Source organism: Oleiphilus sp. HI0117 (assembly GCF_001635235.1).
In genome coordinates this window covers 1-2769 of record NZ_LWGA01001182.1, presented here as the reverse complement: position 1 = coordinate 2769, position 2769 = coordinate 1, and the positions used below count along the sequence as shown (strand labels likewise).

At 44.2% G+C, this 2769-nt stretch carries 2 protein-coding genes and 4 tRNA genes; all 6 read left to right on the top strand.

What is annotated here, in order from left to right:
• Positions 1 to 495: hypothetical protein (locus A3757_RS20840; RefSeq protein WP_231878343.1), on the top strand; the 495-nt coding region annotated here is incomplete at its 5' end.
• Between the two features lie 160 nt (positions 496 to 655).
• Positions 656 to 1936 (top strand): DUF2846 domain-containing protein, encoded by a 1281-nt coding sequence (locus A3757_RS20835; protein WP_156490301.1) that lies wholly within the window; start codon positions 656 to 658, stop codon positions 1934 to 1936.
• Between the two features lie 197 nt (positions 1937 to 2133).
• Positions 2134 to 2209 (top strand) — tRNA-Val (locus A3757_RS20830).
• A 41-nt stretch (positions 2210 to 2250) separates the two neighbouring features.
• Positions 2251 to 2327, top strand: a tRNA-Asp gene (locus A3757_RS20825).
• A 99-nt stretch (positions 2328 to 2426) separates the two neighbouring features.
• Positions 2427 to 2502: transfer RNA gene (locus A3757_RS20820), tRNA-Val, on the top strand.
• 52 nt (positions 2503 to 2554) lie between these two features.
• Positions 2555 to 2631, top strand: a tRNA-Asp gene (locus A3757_RS20815).
• Positions 2632 to 2769 lie beyond the last annotated feature (138 nt).

The window sequence follows — 2769 nt, the reverse complement described above, 5'->3', positions numbered from 1 at the left end:
AAAATGGCTTTTCTGGAGTCGGAGGTTCGAAAGCTGTGGGGTGTGTCTTATGATAGGAATCGTAAAACTATTCAAGGTCATGAAAAGAAAATAGAAGCGCTAACGAAAAAGCTTGCCGAGAGTCAAAAATCTTTAGCTACTCATGAGGTTTCATTATCAGCATTGAAAGCGGACTCTGATAAAGGGATGTCAGTATTAGATGGTCGTATAGCTTCGTTGTCAGGGGAGTTGTCAATTACTCGAGCTGAACGAGAAGAGTTTTTGACGCAGTTTAATGAAAAATTGAGCACTTTCGATTCGAGTACTCAAGAGTTTGAAAAACGTATTGCTGCGCTACAGGCTCGTATGAGTGATAGCGCCAAAGTTCAATTAGAAAACCAGGAAAGCTTGCTGTCGATAGATGAAAGTCGCCGCCAGCTTATAAAAAGAGTCATTGATTTGGAGGCGAGCTTGGGTAAATTGTCTTCTTCTAGTGCAAATCCCGGGGTGAGATAGTCTTTACAGGTATTCGGATTCTCGATGACATGCGGTAGATCGCAAAAATTAGATTAACTAGCTGTTAAACTGTCCGCCTGATTGTGATGGGTAGCTAGTCTTGCTGCTCGAATAAATATAAAGCTGTACATCTATAGGAAACGATACATTGGACGGTATTGTGAGTTTCAAAACTTGCCAACGAAGCGCTTACTCTGTGAGCTTGGGTCGCGTTGCTGAGGTTAAGCAATCATTAAAGAGCGTTGTGGGCAAACCATCCCGCTCCTTTCTTTATTATGCGCTTTCTATTGTGCTTGCCTGCGCGATTTTTCCGCTGGCTTTGAGTTCTGGTCAGGTGAAGGCGGATACTACTGCGCCCTATTCGAAGCCTTTCCATAAGCAGGGTAGAGGTTGGTATCCATCTATTTATTGGTCGACAGGTCGAAACCTGGGTTCTTACTATTTTCCCAATACTGATGGCGAAATGTTCAAGGAACTCGATGATACTGAGTGGGATAAAGAAGCCAATGCACTAGTTTACTTCTATCGGCCGAACAGTCAGTGGGCCTCTGAAGAGCTGGAAGCACCTAGTTATTATATTAATGACGAAATTATCTTTAACCTTCGTGCCGGTAGTTACACTTATGTTGAGCTGCCAGCAGGAAGTTATGACTTTACTGTGCGCAAGAGCTTGATGCCGTTATTTGGTTTCGAAGCTTTCGATGATAAAGTGATGATGGCTTTTGATCTTAACTTACAGGCTGATATTGGTATGAATCTGGACGCTGGGTCGATTACCTATATTCGACATTCTGAGGTGTCGCTCCCTGAAATTAGGCACTCTTTAATAGAGCCGGAAGATGAAATGGCAACAGCCGATGTGCAGTTGGTTGAAAGGGAAATGGCGATGAAGGAAATGCCCAAGACTCGCTATTTGACGCATTCGTTTTGGCACCCGACTGACGCTGATAAGGCTCAGGAGGTACTTGATGGCACAATGCAAGAATACGGTTGGTTTACCGTGATTTGGCCGTGGTCGAATAACTTTATGTGGGGCTTCCCGATTTTCTATCTGCCTAGTGATTTGTATCGGGAGTTACGACGAGATAAGCCTTTAACCTTGGAGCAGGAGTTGTACCTGCTTGCGGATGATGTTGATGAATATCTAGCCGCTATTGATGATAAGCGAAAAATAAGGCGAAACTGGTTGGCTCCTTGGCGTGAGCCGAAAATTCAATTGACCTTGAATGAAGAGTTGGAGTTAGATCGTCTCGAAAGAGCAGCGAGAGCAGGTAATATAGCGCCGGCTCCAGTGCCTCGAGAGGAGGAAATGGTCGATGATGGTGAACCGTGGTATGCTTACTTTCAGCTCGAATCTAAAGAAGAGCCTGAGCCTGAACAAAAAGAAATGAGTGAGCAGCGGCGCGAGAATGTGGACCTGATTCGTCAGTCTTTGAATTAGGGCTGGCTGCAAAGTCGCTAAAAATGGGTGGAGTATCTAATTTAATCGGTTGAAAATTAAACTGTTTGTTTGATTTTTCCTCACGTTTTTTCTAGATATGAGACTTGTGAAAATTAATTGCATATTTATGCAAAAAAAAGCTGATTTCTAATTGACAGCTTCTAAGAAATCATTAAGATACGCATCTCAATTGAGTTGGGTGGTTAGCTCAGCTGGGAGAGCATCGCCCTTACAAGGCGAGGGTCACAGGTTCGATCCCTGTACCACCCACCAAATCTTTTTTAGATTTGAAATTGAAATGTAAAGTTTGTTGCGGACCGGTAGTTCAGCTGGTTAGAATACCGGCCTGTCACGCCGGGGGTCGCGGGTTCGAATCCCGTCCGGTCCGCCATTTACACTTCAACTCGATTGCTACCTTGAAAGAGGTGGTTTCTAACAAAGGAGCATCTTAGGTGCTGCGTGACAATGTTAGAATTAGGTCTACCCAAATGGGTGGTTAGCTCAGCTGGGAGAGCATCGCCCTTACAAGGCGAGGGTCACAGGTTCGATCCCTGTACCACCCACCACTACTAGCACTGTTCTTGTGTGAAGGTAGTGAATGTAAGATTTAAAGTATGCGGACCGGTAGTTCAGCTGGTTAGAATACCGGCCTGTCACGCCGGGGGTCGCGGGTTCGAATCCCGTCCGGTCCGCCATTTAAATTTACAGTCCTTAACTCTTACTCATTTCTCAATAAGAAAACCTCAAATTATATACTTCTTGAGATGTCTGACTTATTTCTGTCATATTTCTTCTATACGCTTGCTTTTGAAACAATCAAAAGGAGATAGAAA